This window comes from Streptosporangium sp. CA-135522, assembly GCF_050949235.1.
Lineage (GTDB): Bacteria > Actinomycetota > Actinomycetes > Streptosporangiales > Streptosporangiaceae > Streptosporangium.
In genome coordinates, this window is record NZ_CP192026.1 from 577,857 (window position 1) to 592,762 (window position 14,906).

Sequence of the window (14,906 nt, forward strand, 5' to 3'; positions counted from 1 at the left end):
AGACCGAAACAGGGGGGAAATAGGGGTTTGGAATTTGATGCGACAGGCGAAATGACCCTATAAGCAGGCTGGTCGACAGCGATTACTGGGCGCGCCATTAATTGGCCGCGCGCAGAGGCTTCATATCCGCGTCGTAGCTGCGTAGACTCCCGGCACCGGCCAAGGTTTGTCCTTCGGATCGACCCGTAAACGGGCTCAATTCCGTGGGAAGTCTGCGGACGCAACCGGAAGCGGCACTGCCAACACCCGGAGTGCGCCGCTCCGTCTGCCGACCACCCACCGCGGCGTGCTCCGGGCAGGACGTGTTCCCGTCTTGCCGAGGAGAGTCGATGTCTGAGCTCCATCTAGCCGTTGCCGAAGAGCCAGCGGTGTCCCTGAGCGGTTCCCATTTCAACATCGTGATAGTGGTGGCCGTCGTGGCCCTGCTCGCACTCGCCGTCGCCGGCGTCCTCGTGCGGGAGGTGCTCGCCGCGGGTCAAGGCACCGAGCGCATGCAGAACATCGCGCGCGCCGTACAGCAAGGAGCCTCCGCGTATTTGGCGCGGCAGTTCCGGACGCTCGCGGTGTTCGTCATCCTGATCCCTTTCCTGCTCTATCTCCTCCCCGCCGAATCGACCGGTGTGGCCATCGGCCGATCGGTTTTCTTCGTGGTCGGCGCGGTTTTCTCCGCGCTGACCGGCTTCATCGGCATGTGGCTGGCGGTCCGTGGAAACGTCCGCGTCGCCGCGGCGGCGCGTGAGTCCGGCGAGAAGGTCGCGATGCGGATCGCCTTCCGCACCGGTGGCGTGGCCGGCATGATCACCGTGGGTCTCGGCCTGCTCGGCGCCGCCATCGTGGTGATCACCTACGGCGGCGACGCCCCGGCCGTGCTGGAGGGCTTCGGCTTCGGCGCCGCGCTGCTCGCCATGTTCATGCGCGTCGGCGGCGGCATCTTCACCAAGGCCGCCGACGTCGGCGCCGACCTGGTCGGCAAGGTCGAGCAGGGCATTCCCGAGGACGACCCGCGCAACGCCGCGACCATCGCCGACAACGTGGGCGACAACGTCGGTGACTGCGCGGGCATGGCCGCCGACCTGTTCGAGTCCTACGCGGTCATGCTCGTCGCCAGCCTGATCCTCGGCAAGGTCGCCTTCGGCACCGAGGGCCTGGTGTTCCCGCTGATCGTGCCGATGATCGGCGTGATCACCGCGATCATCGGCATCTTCACCACCTCACCGCGAAGCGGCGACCGCTCCGGCATGGCCGCGATCAACCGCGGTTTCTTCATCTCCGCCGTGATCTCGGCGATCCTCGTCGCCGGGGCCGCCTTCCTCTACCTGCCCAGCAGCTTCGCCGACCTGACCGGGGTGAGCCCGGAGATCGCCGCGATCACCACCGACCCGCGCCTGATCGCCATCGGGGCGGTGCTCATCGGCCTGGTGCTGGCCAGTGCCATCCAGATCCTCACCGGCTACTTCACCGAGACGAACCGTCGCCCGGTGAAGGACATCGGGGAGAGCGCCCGCACCGGCCCCGCCACCGTCATCCTGTCGGGCATCAGCGTCGGCCTGGAGTCGGCGGTCTACTCGGCGCTGATCATTGGCGCCGCCGTCTACGGGGCGTTCCTGCTGGGCTTCGGCAACGTCACCATCGCCCTGTTCGCCGTGGCCCTGGCGGGCACCGGGCTGCTGACCACGGTCGGGGTGATCGTGTCGATGGACACCTTCGGCCCGGTCTCCGACAACGCGCAGGGCATCGCCGAGATGTCGGGGGACGTCGACGGGGAGGGTGCCCAGGCGCTCACGTCTCTGGACGCGGTGGGCAACACCACCAAGGCCATCACCAAGGGCATCGCGATCGCGACGGCGGTGCTCGCCGCGACGGCGCTGTTCGGCGCGTTCCGGACGGCGATCGAGACCCAGCTCGCCAAGGCGACCCAGGGGGTCAAGGACGTGCTGGGCTCCTTCAGCGCGTTCAGCCTCAGCGTCGACTCCCCGAACGTGCTGGTCGGTCTGATCATCGGCGCGGCGGTGGTGTTCATGTTCTCCGGTCTGGCCATCATGGCGGTCGGCCGGGCCGCCGGGCGGGTGGTCTTCGAGGTGCGCGAGCAGTTCCGCACCAAGCCGGGGATCATGGCCGGCACGGAGCTGCCCGACTACGGCAGGGTCGTGGACATCTGCACCCGCGACTCGCTGCGTGAGCTGGCCACGCCCGGCCTGCTCGCCGTGCTCACGCCGATCGCCGTCGGCTTCGCCCTGGGCTATGCGCCGCTGGGCGCGTTCCTGGCCGGCGCCATCGCCTGCGGCACGCTGATGGCGGTGTTCCTGGCCAACTCCGGCGGCGCCTGGGACAACGCCAAGAAGCTGGTCGAGGACGGCCACCACGGAGGCAAGGGCTCGCAGGCCCACGAGGCCACCATCATCGGTGACACCGTCGGCGACCCGTTCAAGGACACCGCGGGCCCGGCGATCAACCCGCTGCTCAAGGTGATGAACCTGGTGGCGTTGCTGATCGCTCCTGCCGTGGTGACCTACGCCGACAATGTGGCACTGCGGATCGGCGTCACCGTGGTCGCGGCGGGCATCGTCGTCGGCGCGGTGGTCGTCTCCAAGCGGCGGTCGGCGAGCATCGCCCCGACCGAGGAGAACAACGTCAAGCGCGAGCGCGAGCCGATTTCGAGCTGAGCGAGGTCATCCGGAAGAGGTGAGCGAGGTCATCCGGAAGGGGTGAACGAGATCACCTGGAAGGGGTGAACGAGGTCGTCCGGAAGGGGTGTGCGATGCCGCGCACCCCTTCCGCATGAGCGGGGCCCTTCGATGGGAAACTGGCGGTATGGAACAGCAGCCCTCCGGAGGCAAGACGCTCGTATTGATCCTGCTGGCGATGGTCGCGGTGTTCGCGGTGATCGTGGGGCTCGCCATGTGGGCGGCGAGGTGACGACCCGCACGCTGGTCGTGCTGCGGCACGCCAAGGCGGCGCACATCCCCGGTCTGGCCGATCGCGAGCGTCCTCTCACCGCGCGCGGCGAGCGCGACGCCCGCAAGGCCGGCCAGACGCTCACCGACCTGGACCTCCGCCCCGACCTGGTGCTCTGCTCGCCGTCGATGCGGACCAGGCAGACCGCCACCCTGGCGCTGCCCGACGCGGACATCACCTTCGAGCCGGCCATCTACGAGGCCTACGCCGACGAGCTCCTGACGCTGATCCGGCGCAGCGATCCCGAGGTCCGCACGCTGGCGCTGGTCGGGCACAACCCGGGTGTCCACGAGCTGGTCATGCAGCTCACCACGCGAGACGGCGACACCGGGTTCCCGCCCGGCGCGTTCGCCGTCATCGAGGCCAAGGGTGAATGGTCCGGGCTCGACGCGGGCCGTGGCATCGCCCGCTGGCGTCCCAAGGAGCACTGAGTCCGAGGAGCACTGAGTCCGAGGAGCACTGAGTCCGAGGAGCACTGAGTCCGAGGAGCACTGAGTCCGAGGAGCACTGAGCACCCGAAGACCGCGGGGACATATCCGGGGTCGAGAAACGTAGGAACGGCCGTTGGCGCTGAGAAGGATCATGGCGTTGAGCTGCGGTTGAGGTGAAGGTGATCTGGGGTTCAACGGTGAATCACGTGGCGGAAACAGGTGATCTACACGGTTGGCGCTCAGGCCCGTGGAGTCCTTGACCGATGAGAAGGTCGCCGCGTACTCGACGTTCACCGAGTTGCCGTCATCGACGGATCTGGAGACGTTCTGATCAGGCTCCGGCGGGGGCGATCCATTCGACGAGTTGGACCACCACGCCGTTGGGATCGGTGAGCTGGAGCAGTCGCTCGCCCCAGGGTTCGGTGCGCAGTGGCATGGTGATGTTGGCGCCCTCACCGCGTAGGCGTTCCTCCTCGGCGTTGATGCCGGTCACGGTGAAGGCCACGATGAGGTCCGCCAGGCGCTGGTCGTGCAGGCCTTCGGGCAGCACTTCGGTGCTGCGCCGCAGCAGGACGATGTCGGGCGCCGCGTCGTCCCGGGTCAGGGAGACGAACCCCTCGGCGGCCATCACCTCCCGAAAGCCCAGGTGGGAGGTGAGGAACAGGCTGGAGGCGGCCACGTCGTCGACGGTGAGCGACACGGTGGAGGCGATGATGTTCACAGTTATCTCCCGTGATGGGCCAGCTCGTGGTCCGGGAGTCCGGATATCGAGATCTTGCCGGCGATCCCCAGCGGTTCGCGGGCGGGGCCCGGCATGGTCTCGGGGTGGTCGGCCAGGACGGCCGCCGCGAGGTCGCCCTCGAAGGCGAAGAAGTCGAACCACCCCTCGGGGCCGGCGATGAAGCCGTCGATGTAGTAAACGGGCTTGCGCACGAGGTCAAGCATCCGTTCGATCTGCTGCGCGGATCAACGACGAATCCTGCAACAATCCTTAATCCTGTGGTTAAGGGGGCGTGCATGGAGATGCGGGACATAGAGATCTTTCTGACCCTGGCCGAGGAGCTGCACTTCGGGTGCACGGCCGAGCGGCTGCATGTGTCCCCGGCGCGGGTCAGTCAGGCGATCAGGAAGCAGGAGCGGCTGATCGGCGGTGCGCTGTTCGAACGCTCCAGTCGCAGCGTCCGGCTGACGCCGGTCGGGGAGAAGCTGCTGGAGGATCTCCGGCCCGCCTACGAGCAGATCCAGGCAGGGCTGAAGAGGGCGACCGACGCCAGTCGCGGCGTCAGCGGCACGCTGCGCATCGGCTTCGTCAGCGCCGCCGCGGGCCAGCTGCTGGTCCAGGCCGCGGCCCGGTTCAACATGCGCCATCCAGACTGTGAGGTGCAGATCCGCGAGGCCCAGATCAGCGTGGCCGTCCAGTGGCTGCGGATCGGTGAGGTCGACCTCCTGGTCGCCGCTTTCCCCCTCCGCGACCCGGACCTGGTCATGGGGCCGGTGCTGATGACCGAGCCGCGGCTGCTGGCCGTGTCGGCCGGGCATCCCTTCGCCCGCTGTACCTCGGTGTCCCTGGAAGACCTGGCGCGGGACAAGGTGATCCAGGCGGCGGGTGCGATCCCCGACTCCTGGCGCGAGGACCGAACGCCCAGGCAAACCCCCTCGGGCCGGCCCATCGAGCCCGGCCCGTCGGCCGATACCTTCCAGGAGATCCTGGCTCTCGTCAGCGCGGGGCAGGGAGTCTTCCCCGTGGGGGAGCAGGCCCGGCTCTACTACGCGCGCCCCGACATCGTGTACGTCCCGTTCAACGACGCCAAGCCTCTGAAATGGGGTCTGATCTGGCGCGCCAAGGGCGTCACCGCGCGAATGCGTGCCTTCGTCGAGGCCGCGGGCTGACTCGCTGCCAGGTACGGCGCGGCACAGGGCATGCGGGTCGCTGTAGCCGGCGCGGGCGGCGATCGGTGGTGCTCGGCCTCGAATGAGCTGGGGAGCTCCCATCAGAAGCCGGATGCACGGCTCCTTTCATCCGATAGGCGACAGGCTATCGACCATCGCAGGATCTGGTGTCGTTCCTGGCACCCGTCTCGGCATCGTCAACCTTCAAGATCCTTCTTGGCGGCAACGGCTGTTCCCGCGTTTCTCAACCCCGATATCCGGCGCCAGGGGCGCGACGCGCATTAAACCCCTGGAAGGCGGGGAGCATTATGCACCCGGAAGACGGGCGGAGCGGTTCCACCTCCCCGTCCTGACGACCTCGGAGGGTGGCATGCGGAGGATCGCCGAGGCGCTGCGTGGCGACTTCGTGATCTCCGGCCGCCCGGCCTGGGGATACGGCCTGCTGTGCGCGCTGGGCATCTGCCTGCCGCTGCTGCTGGGGGTCAGGCTCGGCCATGTCCCCCAGGGCGCCGCGATGGCTCTGGGAGGCTATCTCACCGCCTTCGGGGACGCCCCGGGCCTGCCGTACGGGGAGCGCGCCCGCAAGCTGCTCGTCGCCGCGCTCATGGTCACGCTCGGATCGGGTCTCGGCGCGTTGATCCAGCCTCATCCCTGGCCGGCCGCCGTGGTGGTGGGTCTGGTCGCCATGGCGGGCGGTTACTGGCCGGTGATCAGTGTCTCGTCGGTGCTCGCCGTGGCTCTGACGTATTTCGCCCCGTCGGACATGAGCGTGCCGGTCCACATGGGGATCACCGCGGCCGGTGGCCTGCTGATGACGTCGTTCCTGGTCGTGCTATGGCCGGTGCGCCGGCTGCAACCGTTGCGTGCGGCCTTCGAGGAGGCCGGTACGGCACTCGCCGACCTGTTGGAGGCCGCGGGCCGGGCCCCGCTGTCCGACGAGAGCTGGGAGGCGCTGCGCCGCCGCGGGGTCACCGCGCGGGACGAGGCGGCCAGGGCCTTCTCCCTCTACCGGGTCTCCGAGGAGGACGACCGCGCCCTGGAGCGGCTGCTGGCCACACTGACCCGTGTCTTCCACGAGACCGTCGCGTTGCGCGTGCTGCGGGCGGCGGCCGTACGGGAGGACATGGGCGTGGAGTGGGCCGGGGAGCTGGATGCGGCGACCGGGGCGCTGGCCGGCGCGTTGCGGGAGGCCGTGACGCTCGGCGGCCCGGTGGCGTTGCCCGAGGCGCTGGCCGCCATGGGGCGCTTCGCCGACCGGGTCGAGGAGATCCGCCGGACCGCTCACACGGGTGGCGCGCCGCTGCCCGCGGCGGCGCTCCTCGGGCAGGTCCGCCGATGCCTGGACCGGATCGGGATGGCCGTGCGGTCGGTGGCGCAGCAGGCGGTCGAGGGGGTCGAGGTCGGGCCGCGCCTGCCCAGGTTCGGCCGGTTGCGCAAGCCCGTGTTCTCGACCGGTCGTCATCCGGTACGGCTGGGCCTGGCGGTGACCCTCGCCATGGCGCTGATGCTGGTGACCCACGAGCACTACGCGAAGTGGTTCGTGGTGACGGTGATCGTCAGCCTTCGTCCGGCCTACCGCGACACGGTGGAGCGGGTGGCGCTGCGCACGATCGGCACGGCGGTGGGCGCGGCGGCCGCGGCGGTGGTGCTGGCGGTCGCGCCCGGCCATCTCTACCTGCTGCTGTTCATCGCGGTCTGCGCGGTGCCGGGGTTCGCGCTGCGAGGGGCCAGCTACGGTTACTGGACGGTCTTCGCCACGCCGCTGTCGCTGATGCTGTCGGACTTCTCCGTGCCCCTCGGCTGGGGCGCGGCGGCCGTCCGGATGGCTCTCACGATCGCGGGCGGGGCGCTTGCGCTGCTCTTCGCCAGGCTGCTGTGGCCTCGGGGGCAGCGGGTGGAGCTGACCCGCAGGATGGCCGACATGCTCGAAGAGCACGCGGCGCTGGTCCGGTCGCTGATCGACCAGGACCCCGACGAGGTGCGCGCCAGGGTCTCCGCCGCGGCGAATGCGGCCGACCGGTTCTCCGGTTCGCTGGATCGGTTGGACAAGGAACCCGGGGGCGGCGCGCCGCGGCGGCTCAGGGACGCCGTGACGGCCGCTCAGCGGCTGCGGGACAACGCGTTGGCACTGTTCGCCGTGCCACCGCCCAGCGAGGAGTCCGGACCCACGGCGACGGTCCTCGACATGGTCGCCGACCGGCTGGAGAACGTCGCCGAAGCGATCAGGACGGAGCGTCCGGAGGCGCCGGCCGACGACCTGGACGGTGTCCTGGACGAGCTGGGCGCGCATGTGGACGTGCTGGCCGCGCGCCGGCTGGATGAGGTGGCCGAGGGCGCGGCCGACCGGATGACCGGGGTGCGCCGCGGGATCATGCACGCCGCCGCGGCGCGACCGACCTTGAAGGGGCTCAGCGCGGAGGCCGTTCGGTTGGCCTCGCTCACCGCTCCACGACGGTGACGCCGTCTTCGGCGTCGGCGGCCTCGACCTCGGCGCGCGGGATGCCGAGCAGGTAGAGGATGGAATCGAGGTAGGGCACGTTGACCGCGGTGTCGGCGGCCTGGCGGACCACCGGCTTGGCGTTGAACGCGATGCCCAGGCCGGCCGCCGCGATCATGTCCAGGTCGTTGGCGCCGTCGCCGATGGCCACGGTCTGGGTGATCGGGATGCCCGCCTCGCGGGCGAAACGCTCCAGCGCCCGCGCCTTGCCAGGACGGTCGACGATGTCGCCGACGACCCGCCCGGTGAGCACGCCGTCCACGACCTCCAGGGTGTTGGCCGCGGAGTAGTCGATGCCGAGATCGGCGACGAGGGCGTCGGTGAGCTGGGTGAATCCGCCGCTGACGATCGCGAACCGGTAGTCGAGGCGCTTGAGCGTCCGTACCAGCGTGCGGGCGCCGGGGGTGAGCACCAGCTCCTTGCGGACCTTTTCGAACGTCTCTTCGGGCAGGCCCTCCAGCAGCGCGACCCGGCGGCGCAGCGACTCGGCGAAGTCGAGCTCACCGCGCATCGCCTCCTCGGTGACCCGGGCGACCTCTTGCAGACAGCCCGCGTGCGCCGCCAGCAGCTCGATCACCTCGGCCTGGATGAGCGTGGAGTCGACGTCCATCACGATGAGCCGCTTGGCCCTGCGGTGCAGGCCGGTGCGCTGCACGGCCACGTCCACCTGCTGGGCGTACGCCTCGGCGGCGAGCTCGGCCCGCAGGGCGTCGGGGTCGGCGCCGGAGACGGCCAGCTCGATGCAGGTCACCGGATAGTTGGACAGCCGCTCGATCCGGTCGATGTTGGCGCCGGCCGCGGCGATCCGGCCCGCGATGCCGGCCATCGCGGAGGGCTGCAGGGGCGAGCCGAGCACGGTGACGTGCAGCCGGCCACGCCGTCGCTTCTCCTGCGGGTCGGAGCCGGTTGACAGCTCCACCTGCAACCCCATGTCCTCGGCGGCCCGCTCAACGGCGGTCCACAGGGCGCCTATGGTGCTGCCCGTCCCGGTGGGGGTGTCGCCGGCGTAGGCGACGAGGACGCCCAGGGTGAGCCGGCCGCGGATGACGACCTGCTCGACGTCGGCGACGACGACGGGGAAACCGGCCAAGACGGAGAAGAGCCTCGAGGTGACGCCCGGTCGGTCAGGGCCGGTCAACGTGATCAGAAGCGTGCGCTGGTTCATCGATATCTAAGCTACTTGGCCCTGGAAACGAGCGTGAATGCGGTTCATCATCCGGACGCCTGAAGTTCGCGGTCCCCTTCCGTCCCACGTCACCTGCGGCTGTCTTCATGAAGCCATGACGACCACCTCCACGGAGCACCGCGTCGCTCGTTACACGGTCGGGCTGGCCACCACCGCCGCCGAGATGCGTGAGGCCCAGCGCCTGCGCCATCAGGTGTTCGCCGAGGAGATGGGCGCCCGGCTGAACACTCCCATCACCGGCCTGGACGTCGATCCGCTCGACGCCTACTGTGATCATCTGCTGGTACGGCGCGGCGACACGGGCGAGGTCGTCGGCACCTACCGGCTGCTCACCCCCCGCAACGCCGATCGGTTCCACTCCGATTCCGAGTTCGACCTCGGCGCGCTGGCCGGCATCCGGCCGGACATGGTCGAGGCGGGCCGGGCCTGCGTGCACGCCGATCATCGGCGCGGCGCGGTGGTCGGGCTGATGTGGGCGGGGATCGCGCGTTACATGCTCGCCGGAGGGTACGGCTGGCTGGCCGGGTGCTGCTCGGTGCCGGTGGCCGATGCCGCCGGGGTCATGGACCGGCTGCCGCTCTCGCCCTCGCAGTACCGCGTCACCCCGCACCGCCCCTGGCACGGCGGTCCGAGCCCCGAGCGGGTCGAGGTGCCCGCCCTGCTGCGGGGCTACATCCGGCTGGGCGCGTGGGTCTGTGGCCCGCCCGCTCACGACCTCGACTTCGGCACGGCCGACTTCTTCGTCCTGCTGTCGATGGCCAATCTGGATCCCCGCTACCTGCGACACTTCCTGGGAGCTTCCGCATGAATCCGTGGCTCCCCGTGGCGCCGTGCATGCCCGCCACCTGCCTCACGCCCGTCGAGGGCACGGTGTCCCCGCCGCGCAGGGTTCTGCGGGTGGCGGCCGCCACGCTGGTGGTTCTCGTCGGGACGGTGCTCGCGCTCGTCGCCCGCGGGTTCGACGTGACCGGGCGGATCCGGCTGGCGAGCGCCTGGTCCCGGCTGGTGCTACGAGTCCTCGGCGTCCGGGTCGAGGTGCGGCAGGGTTTCGCCTTCCTGGCCGGTTCGGCCGCCGGGCCGCGTGCCGTCCCCGCCTCCGAGGCGGCTCCGCTGATCGTGGCCAACCACGTGTCGTGGCTGGACCCGCTGGTCATGGCCGCTGTGCTGCCGTCGCGCCCGCTGGCCAAGCAGGAGGTGCTGAGCTGGCCGGTGATCGGCGCGCTGGCGATGGGTGCCGGTGCGCTGTTCATCGACAGGCAGCGGTTGTCCGCGCTGCCCGGGGCGGTCGGCCGGGTGGCGGAGTCTCTCGGCGAGGGCCACCCGGTGACGGCCTTCCCCGAGGGCACCACCTGGTGCGGCAGGGAGATGGGCGCCTTCCGGCCGGCGGTGTTCCAGGCGGCGCTGGACGCCGGGGCCCCGGTGCGGCCGGTGGCGATCAGATACCTGGGTCCGGACGGCGTCCCTGCCGCCGTGGCCGCCTACGTCGGCGACGACACCCTGTCGGCCTCGATCCGCCGGGTGGCCGCGGCTCGGCGGCTGACCGTGGAGGTGACGCTGCTGCCCGCGGTCCAGGCCCGCGATCGCAGGTCCCTGGCCTGGGCGGCGGAGTCGTCGATCGCGTCCGTGGTGGTCGCCCCGTCCGTCCACAGCGCCAGGATCGCGGCCTGAAAGCGGGCGCTCCCGTCACCGCGGTCCGATAGCGGGCGCTTGCGTCGGTACGGCCTGAAGACGGGCGTTCCCGTCACCGCGGCCCGAGGTAGGCGATGACGGCCGCCACCCGGCGGTGGGTGTCGGGGCTGTTCTCCAGCGCCAGCTTCATGAAGATCGAGTTCACGTGTTTCTCGATGGCGGAGACCGACAGGTGCAGGGCACGGGCGATGCCTCCGTTGGACAGGCCGTGAGCCATCTCCCGCAGCACGTCCAGCTCCCTGGGCGTCAGCTCGGCGGGCGGCGGGGCGTCGCTCACCCCGCGCTTGGCCAGCAGGCCTTCCACGACCTTGGGGTCGATCACCGATCCGCCCGCGGCCACCGACCGGATCGCGCCGAGCAGTTCGTCGATGTCCCCGACCCGGTCCTTGAGCAGGTACGCCCGGCCTTCGGTGCCGTCCCGGAACAGGTCCAGCGCGAACAGCGCGTCGGAGAACTGGGAGAGCACCACGACTCCGATGTCCCGCGAGGACTCCCGGATCCGATGGGCGGCGTCGATCCCCTCCATGCCCGCGCGCACGATGCCGGCCGAGCCGGGCATCCTGATGTCGGTCACCACCACGTCGGGCCGCAGCCGCCGGGCGGCGTCGAGCAGCTCGTCGGCGCTGCCCACGGCCGCCACCACGTCGATCTCCCCGGAGGCCTCCAGGAGGCGGCGGGTGCCCTCTCGTACCAGGTAGTGGTCCTCGGCCAGGACGATCCTCAGCTCAGCCATGGGCCGTGCGGTGCTCGGAAGCGGTCATGGGGAAATCCTGCCGGGTCGGGGGCGCCGGCGCATATGAGGTTGTCCGCATCTCCCGCGTTCCGCTCCCGTCTCTCGCTCTCGTGTCCGGCGAGCCATGCCCGGCGAGCCCGTGTCCGGCGAACCTGCGTCCGGCGAGCCCGTGTCCGGTGAACCATGCCCCAGGAACGCGGGAAGCCTCCGCCCCTGGCGGGGTGGAGGCTTTCACGAGGTGCGACAGGACCTAGCGCGTGATCTTGGTCTTGACCTTCTTCACGAAGTACCAGCGCTTGAAGCCCATGCGCTCGAACTCGTCACGGCTGAGGTTCTCCGCGCCGGTCGGCAGGTCGACGGTGTCGACGCCGAGGACGGCGGTGGCGGTGCGCTTGGAGCTCTTGTCGAGCTTCACCACGATCCTGATGGCCGCCTTGTCGTCGACCTTCAGGGCGTCGGGGTACCAGCACCAGAAGCCGTCTTTGTAGGAGTCGCACTCGGCGTCCTTGGGGCCGTAGGCCTGGATGATCCTGGAGCCCTTGGGCAGCACGCCGCCGATGAAGAACGAGTCTGCCAGGTGGGGGCCCTTGTTGGTGGCCTGGATGGTGTAGGAGATCTTTCCGCCGGTCCGGACCTTGCTCGGAGCCAAGACGCGGATGTCGAACGAGGAGTAGGGGTCGTCGGCCTTCTTGACGGCCGCGGCGGGAGCCTTGGTGGGAGCGGCCGAGGCCGGCGTGGCGAGCAGCATCGTGCCCGCGAGCGGAGCGACCAGGGCAAGAGCGGCGATCTTGGAGATCGGGTGGCGCATCAAACGTCTCCCAGCTGAGGGTACGGAGGCGCTGCGACCGCCCCCGTCGAAGTCCGCAGCGTTTTATCACAAATATTAGGTAAAGTAAAAATCTACCTTTTCAAGTGATTTATCATGAAGACGTTGTGCGCCGGCCGTATGGAATGGCGTGAATCCCACCGCGGGCGACTCGCTTCGTGCAGCCGCCCGCGGGCGCCCGGAACCCGGATGCGAGCCGTGTCCCGGACCGTTGCGGGTCACCGGAGGATCCTGGTCTTCACCCGCACGTACTTCAGGTCGGTGCCGGTGTCGATGCCGCGGATGTTCAGGGTGTCGAGACCGCCCGCGGGCACGTCGATCGACGCCGAGGCGAACTCGGCCGTCGCGGTGCCCCGCGCGCTGTCCCTGAGCCACACCTTGACCTTGATCGTGGCCGACCTGCCCGGCTTCAGGGTGTCGAGCAGGCAGCCCGCCTCGCGCCCGTCGACCTCGCAGTAGGAGCCCGAGGGGGCCGGTGATCCGGACCTTGCGCGCCTGCTTGGGAACGTAACCTCCGACGTAGGCGATGTCGGTGGCCCAGTCGCCGACGTTCCTGGTCTTGAGCGTGTAGGTGATCGTGTCGCCGGCGTAGGCCCGGCGCGGATAGTAGGCGGTCAGTTTCAGCGGTGACAGTGCCGGTGCCAGGCGGGCCGCGGCGGACGCGGCCGTGGCGGCGTCGGCGTTGGTGTCGGCGTTGGCGGTGGCAGGGGTGAGCAGCATGCCTCCCGCCAGGGCGATGGCGGCGAAGGCGGTCAGGTGCCGGCGCATTTCTTACTCCAGTCGGAATTCGGTGTTCCCCCGTCGATTGCCGTCCCAGCATGGGACGACCGACTTGGAAACCCCTTGTGCCTGACTGGCTACCGGATGATCAGATGGGTGTCGCCGAATTCGTGCCAGAGGTAGCTCTCCCCGAGCGCCGCCGCGTAGGACCGCGAGAGCAGTTCGGACCCGGCGATCGCGGCCAGCATCAGCAGATGGCTGGAGCGCGGCTCGTGCAGGCCGGTGATCAGGCCGCTCACCGCCCGTACCCCGGCCGCGGGGGTCACGATGTGGGAGGTCCAGCCTTGCGCGGCCCGCACGTGGCCGTCGGCCAGGGCGGCCGTCTCCAGCGCCCGCACCACGGTCGTGCCCACCGCGATCACCCGGCCTCCGGACCGGAGGGTGGACTCGACCTGTCGCGCGGTGGTCTCGGGCACCTCGAAGCGCTCCGGGTAGGGGGGCTCGTCTTTTTCCGGTGAGGCCACCCCGGTGTGCAGAGTGATCGGCGCGAGGCCGATCCCGTACGAGACCAGCCGGGTCACCAGCCCGGCGGTGAACGGCCGCCCGGCGCTGGGCATCTCCGCGCTGCCGGGCCGAACCCCGAAGACGGTCTGGTAGTCGGCCAGCGGCCAGTCCCGATCCACGTACGAATAGCGGATCGGCACGCCGTACCGGCGCAGATAGGAAGGGACGTCTTGGTCCAGCCGGGCCCGCCACAGGCGCGGCGTCTCCCGCTCCAGCAGACGCAGCGTGGCCCCGCCCGGCAGGGGCAGCCACTCTCCGGCCGCGCCGCCCCCGTAGGGCTCGTCGGCCGTGTCCGTGCTCACGGCCGCGCGACCTGCGGACGCGCGCCGCTTGCGCGGGTCCCGGTCGGCGCCCGCGCTCCCGGGGTCGGTCCGTCCTCCCGTACGGCGGCGCAGCTCCACCAGCCAGCTCCCGTCTTCGCGCTCGGTGGAGAAGTGCACCGCCAGCCGGTCGAGCCGGACCGCGGCCGGAAGGGTGGCGGAGTTGTTGACCACCAGGAGGTCGCCGGGGCGGAGCAGGCCGGGCAGGTCGGCGAACGTGTGGTGGCCGATCTCCCCGGTGTCGCCGCGCGAGACCAGCAGCCGTACCCCGTCGCGGGCCAGTCCTCGCGCCTCCGGTGGCTCGTTCGCCTCCAGCTCGTGCGGGAGCACGAAGCCGGACGCCATGGCGTCCGTCACGAGCCCGCTCATGAGTGGCTCACCCGGCCGCTCGCCGGACGTTCCCCGATCAGCCGCCGCAGGGTGGGCACGACCGTCTCCGGCTCCGGGGCCGCCGCCGCGTCCCCGGCGCCGACCGCGTCGGCCAGCATCGCCGTGTTCATCTCGCCCGGGTCGACCCACCAGACCGCGATCTCCGTTTCCTCGACGGCCAGCACGTTGGACAGCTGCTCCAAGGCGGCCTTGGTCGCGCCGTAACCGCCCCAGCCCTCGTAGGCCTGTACCGCCGCGTCGGAGGAGATGTTGACGATCGCTCCCCGCCGCTCCCTGAGTCCGGGCAGGAGCAGCTGGACCAGCGCCAGCGGGGCCAGCACGTTGGACCTGAACAGATCCTCAAGGGTGTCGAGCGGGTAGCCGGCCAGGCGCGGGAGCGGGACCGCGCCCAGCCCGGAGGCGTTGTTGACCAGCAGGTCCAGGCCGCCGTGGTCCTGTACGGCGTGCGCCAACCGATCCCGGTGGGCCGGGTCGGCGACGTCCCCGGGGAGGGCGACGGCGCCGAGTTCACCGGCGACGGACTCAAGCGCGTCCGCGCCTCGCGCGGTGAGGATGAGCCGCCAGCCGTCGGAGGCCAGGGAACGGGCCAGTGCCAGGCCGAGTCCTCGGGAGGCACCGGTGATGAGTGCGGTCTTCGTCATGTCCTCGACGGTAGGAACCGGACATCTCATGCGCATCGGCCGTAGGGCCGGTCCCCCCATGGGC

General features: G+C 70.4%; 14 protein-coding genes. 6 read left to right on the forward strand and 8 right to left on the reverse strand.

The genetic code is table 11. From position 1 onward, the window contains the following. Nucleotides 1-329 precede the first annotated feature (329 nt). Nucleotides 330-2,663: a sodium-translocating pyrophosphatase gene (locus tag ACQPYK_RS02815; RefSeq protein ID WP_433249677.1), complete on the forward strand. Its 2,334-nt coding sequence runs from the start codon at nucleotides 330-332 to the stop codon at nucleotides 2,661-2,663. 249 nt (nucleotides 2,664-2,912) lie between these two features. Beyond that, nucleotides 2,913-3,386, forward strand: coding sequence for a SixA phosphatase family protein (locus ACQPYK_RS02820; RefSeq protein ID WP_433249680.1), 474 nt, complete (start codon nucleotides 2,913-2,915; stop codon nucleotides 3,384-3,386). A gap of 331 nt (nucleotides 3,387-3,717) precedes the next feature. Here ACQPYK_RS02820 and ACQPYK_RS02825 read toward each other — a convergent pair whose 3' ends face one another. Next, nucleotides 3,718-4,107, reverse strand: a complete 390-nt coding sequence (locus ACQPYK_RS02825) for a VOC family protein (protein WP_433249683.1) — start codon at nucleotides 4,105-4,107, stop codon at nucleotides 3,718-3,720. A 2-nt stretch (nucleotides 4,108-4,109) separates the two neighbouring features. Further along, complete coding sequence (locus ACQPYK_RS02830; RefSeq protein WP_433249686.1) at nucleotides 4,110-4,319, reverse strand: hypothetical protein; 210 nt, start codon at nucleotides 4,317-4,319, stop codon at nucleotides 4,110-4,112. Between the two features lie 84 nt (nucleotides 4,320-4,403). Here ACQPYK_RS02830 and ACQPYK_RS02835 point away from each other — a divergent pair, with 84 nt between their 5' ends. Continuing rightward, nucleotides 4,404-5,276: a LysR family transcriptional regulator gene (locus ACQPYK_RS02835; protein WP_433249689.1), complete on the forward strand. Its 873-nt coding sequence runs from the start codon at nucleotides 4,404-4,406 to the stop codon at nucleotides 5,274-5,276. Nucleotides 5,277-5,646: 370 nt separating this feature from the next. Beyond that, complete coding sequence (locus ACQPYK_RS02840) at nucleotides 5,647-7,734, forward strand: FUSC family protein (protein ID WP_433249692.1); 2,088 nt, start codon at nucleotides 5,647-5,649, stop codon at nucleotides 7,732-7,734. Here the strand turns inward: ACQPYK_RS02840 and serB are convergent. Beyond that, entirely contained in the window at nucleotides 7,715-8,938 is a 1,224-nt protein-coding gene (serB, locus tag ACQPYK_RS02845) for a phosphoserine phosphatase SerB (protein ID WP_433249695.1), read from the reverse strand. The two genes, ACQPYK_RS02840 and serB, sit on opposite strands and share 20 nt — an antisense overlap. 115 nt (nucleotides 8,939-9,053) lie before the next feature. Here serB and ACQPYK_RS02850 point away from each other — a divergent pair, with 115 nt between their 5' ends. Continuing rightward, nucleotides 9,054-9,767, forward strand: a complete 714-nt coding sequence (locus tag ACQPYK_RS02850) for a GNAT family N-acetyltransferase (protein WP_433249698.1) — start codon at nucleotides 9,054-9,056, stop codon at nucleotides 9,765-9,767. Beyond that, nucleotides 9,764-10,627: a lysophospholipid acyltransferase family protein gene (locus tag ACQPYK_RS02855; RefSeq protein ID WP_433249701.1), complete on the forward strand. Its 864-nt coding sequence runs from the start codon at nucleotides 9,764-9,766 to the stop codon at nucleotides 10,625-10,627. Before ACQPYK_RS02850 ends, ACQPYK_RS02855 begins: the two co-directional genes overlap by 4 nt. A 73-nt stretch (nucleotides 10,628-10,700) precedes the next feature. Here ACQPYK_RS02855 and ACQPYK_RS02860 read toward each other — a convergent pair whose 3' ends face one another. The 5 genes from ACQPYK_RS02860 to ACQPYK_RS02880 all read right to left on the reverse strand — a co-directional run bounded on the left by ACQPYK_RS02860 (nucleotide 10,701) and on the right by ACQPYK_RS02880 (nucleotide 14,842). After that, entirely contained in the window at nucleotides 10,701-11,381 is a 681-nt protein-coding gene (locus ACQPYK_RS02860; RefSeq protein ID WP_433249704.1) for a response regulator transcription factor, read from the reverse strand. A 250-nt stretch (nucleotides 11,382-11,631) separates the two neighbouring features. Continuing rightward, a complete protein-coding gene (locus tag ACQPYK_RS02865; RefSeq protein WP_433249707.1) occupies nucleotides 11,632-12,189 on the reverse strand; it encodes a hypothetical protein in 558 nt (185 codons plus the stop codon). Between the two features lie 236 nt (nucleotides 12,190-12,425). Further along, a complete protein-coding gene (locus tag ACQPYK_RS02870; RefSeq protein WP_433249710.1) occupies nucleotides 12,426-12,584 on the reverse strand; it encodes a hypothetical protein in 159 nt (52 codons plus the stop codon). 480 nt (nucleotides 12,585-13,064) lie between these two features. Next, nucleotides 13,065-14,180, reverse strand: coding sequence for an S-adenosylmethionine:tRNA ribosyltransferase-isomerase (locus tag ACQPYK_RS02875; RefSeq protein WP_433249713.1), 1,116 nt, complete (start codon nucleotides 14,178-14,180; stop codon nucleotides 13,065-13,067). Further along, a complete protein-coding gene (locus ACQPYK_RS02880; protein ID WP_433249716.1) occupies nucleotides 14,177-14,842 on the reverse strand; it encodes an SDR family NAD(P)-dependent oxidoreductase in 666 nt (221 codons plus the stop codon). The genes ACQPYK_RS02875 and ACQPYK_RS02880 overlap by 4 nt, the downstream gene beginning before the upstream one ends. Nucleotides 14,843-14,906: the final 64 nt, after the last annotated feature.

Coding starts and splice junctions, on each gene's coding strand:
- ACQPYK_RS02815 (WP_433249677.1), top strand. CDS start 330: ATGTCTGAGCTCCATCTAGCCGTTGCCGAAGAGCCAGCGGTGTCCCTG.
- ACQPYK_RS02835 (WP_433249689.1), top strand. CDS start 4,404: ATGGAGATGCGGGACATAGAGATCTTTCTGACCCTGGCCGAGGAGCTG.
- ACQPYK_RS02840 (WP_433249692.1), top strand. CDS start 5,647: ATGCGGAGGATCGCCGAGGCGCTGCGTGGCGACTTCGTGATCTCCGGC.
- serB (WP_433249695.1), bottom strand. CDS start 8,938: ATGAACCAGCGCACGCTTCTGATCACGTTGACCGGCCCTGACCGACCG.
- ACQPYK_RS02850 (WP_433249698.1), top strand. CDS start 9,054: ATGACGACCACCTCCACGGAGCACCGCGTCGCTCGTTACACGGTCGGG.
- ACQPYK_RS02855 (WP_433249701.1), top strand. CDS start 9,764: ATGAATCCGTGGCTCCCCGTGGCGCCGTGCATGCCCGCCACCTGCCTC.
- ACQPYK_RS02860 (WP_433249704.1), bottom strand. CDS start 11,381: ATGGCTGAGCTGAGGATCGTCCTGGCCGAGGACCACTACCTGGTACGA.
- ACQPYK_RS02865 (WP_433249707.1), bottom strand. CDS start 12,189: ATGCGCCACCCGATCTCCAAGATCGCCGCTCTTGCCCTGGTCGCTCCG.
- ACQPYK_RS02875 (WP_433249713.1), bottom strand. CDS start 14,180: ATGAGCGGGCTCGTGACGGACGCCATGGCGTCCGGCTTCGTGCTCCCG.
- ACQPYK_RS02880 (WP_433249716.1), bottom strand. CDS start 14,842: ATGACGAAGACCGCACTCATCACCGGTGCCTCCCGAGGACTCGGCCTG.